At 75.9% G+C, this 2,181-nt stretch carries 3 protein-coding genes; 2 read left to right on the plus strand and 1 reads right to left on the minus strand.

What is annotated here, in order from left to right:
* Positions 1 to 1,138: S8 family serine peptidase (locus H0488_RS22950; protein ID WP_183101491.1), on the plus strand; the 1,138-nt coding region annotated here is incomplete at its 5' end.
* 62 nt (positions 1,139 to 1,200) lie between these two features.
* Positions 1,201 to 1,743, plus strand: coding sequence for a GNAT family N-acetyltransferase (locus H0488_RS22955; protein WP_446685643.1), 543 nt, complete (start codon positions 1,201 to 1,203; stop codon positions 1,741 to 1,743).
* 37 nt (positions 1,744 to 1,780) lie between these two features.
* On the opposite strand, the gene H0488_RS22960 is transcribed toward H0488_RS22955, so the two are convergent.
* Positions 1,781 to 2,181 (minus strand): FHA domain-containing protein (locus tag H0488_RS22960; protein WP_183101492.1); only part of this gene is annotated, 401 nt, incomplete at its 5' end.

Here is a 2,181-nt window from a genome sequence, read left to right on the forward strand (position 1 = left end):
CCCCGCGGCCGCCGGCAACGACGGCGCCGAGGCGTACGCCGCCCACCCCTCCCCCTGGGTGATCACCGTCGGCGCCTCGACCTCGGCGCAGCAGGTCGGCGCGGTCGTCGCCCTGGACGGCCCGCGGCTCGAGGGAGCCATGGCCGCGACCGCGCCGGTCGGCCCCGCGCCACTCGTGCTGGGTACGGACGCGGTCGCCGTCGGTGCCGACCGGTCCGACGCGCGGGTCTGCGCGCCGGGCAGCCTGGATGCCAGCGCGGTCGACCGCGCCATCGTGGTCTGCGAGCGCGGCGCGGTGGCCCGGGTCGAGAAGTCGCGGACGGTCCGGCTCGCCGACGGCGCCGGCATGGTGCTCGTCAACACCGCTCCCGGGTCGACCGACGCCGACCTCCACGCCGTACCGACCGTGCACCTCTCGGCCGCCGACGGTCGGGCGCTCACTGCGTGGGCCCGCGACCGCAGCCGACCCCTGGTCCGGCTGGTGGCGATCGGTGAGGAGCGGACGCCGGCCCGGGTCGCACGGTTCAGCAGCGGCGGCGACCCGACCTGGCCGGTCCTGAAGCCCGACCTGGTCGCCCCCGGCACCAGCGTCCTCGCCGCCACGACGGGCGGCTGGGCCGTCGTCAGCGGTACGTCGGCGGCGACCGCCCACGTGAGCGGCGTCGCCGTCCTTCTGCTCGCGCGGCCGGGGAGCACCCCGGACCGGGTCCGCTCGGCGCTCCTGACCTCGACCATGCCCGTCGGCGGACCGCCCGGGCTGCGAGCCGGCACCGGACAGGCGCGGGTCAGCCGCATCCCTCCGATGGCCTACCTGGTCGACCCGCGGCACTTCCGCGGCTGGCTGACCGGGCACCGGTCCGACCTCAACCTGGCCCAGGTGCTGCTGAGCACCGGGCGACTCGTCGCGCGACGGACCATCACCAACACCGGCCGCCGACCGCTCTGGCTGACCACCCACCTCACGGGCTTCGACAGCGCGGTGCGGGTGAGCCCGTCCGCCGGGCTGGTGCGGCCCGGCCGCAGCCTGACCTTCCGGATCAGCCTGCCCACGGCCCCGCGGACGACCGACGCCGGCACGGTCGCCTGGCACAGCGCGGCGGGTGACGAGAGCCGGCTCGCGGTGGTGATCACCCGGTGACCGAACCCGGGTCCGCACCCCGGCTCGCCCCGCCGCCGGTGCCGCTGCGCACCGAGCGCCTGGTGCTGCGCCACGTGACGACGTCCGACCTCGACGCGCTGCGCTACTACTCCGACCCCGAGGTGTGCCGCTACCTCCCGTTCCCACCGGCCGACGAGCAGGCGCTCGCGGAGCGGGTCGAGGCCATGGCGGGCCGGGTGGCGCCGTCGGAGCCGGACGAGGTGCTCGCCCTGGTCGCGGCCCAGGACGACACCGTCGTCGGCGACGTGGTGCTCCGCCTCCGCACCCGGCCCGACGCCCTGGGCCCGCCNGCCCTGAGCCCGCCGGCGGTGGCCGAGATCGGCTGGTGCTTCGCACCGTCGTACGCCGGACGCGGGCTGGCCACCGAGGCCGCCACCGCCCTGATCGCGCTGGCGTTCGACCACTACCCGCTGCACCGGCTCTACGCCAGCCTCGACCCTCGCAACGAGCGGTCGGCGGCCCTGTGCGAGCGGCTCGGCATGACGAGGGAGGCGCACCTGAGGCGCGACTTCCCCGAGCCCGACGGCAGCTGGACCGACACGATGATCTACGGCCTCCTGCGGGAGGAGTGGCCACCCGCCTGAGAGAACCGCCGGACCGGCGGGTCGGCTCAGGGTCGGGTCAGGGGCGGGTCACCTGGATGGTGACGCCGTCACCGAGGTTGATGATCGCTCCAGGCACGAGCTGGACGGCGATGCCGGGCTTGAGGTCCTCGGGACCCAGACCGGGCTGGACCAGCACGGTGCCGTTGGTCGACCCCATGTCGGTGACGACGGCAGTGCCCTGGTCGGCGCCGCTGCCCGGACGGACCTCGATGTGGGTCGACGAGATCTCGTGCAGGCGGCTCGGCACCGTGACCAGGTGCGGCTGCTCGCTGTCGGTGAACCGACGCGCCTCGGGTGCCCGTCCGATCAGGATCACCCGGTCGACGAGCACCTGCTGGCCGTCGCTGATCATCAGCTTGGCGACGCCGCCGCCGACCGGTGCCTCCGCGGCGGGCGGGGCGGCCATCGCGCCGGGGT

It is taken from the genome of Nocardioides pelophilus (assembly GCF_014180685.1).
Lineage (GTDB): Bacteria > Actinomycetota > Actinomycetes > Propionibacteriales > Nocardioidaceae > Nocardioides > Nocardioides pelophilus.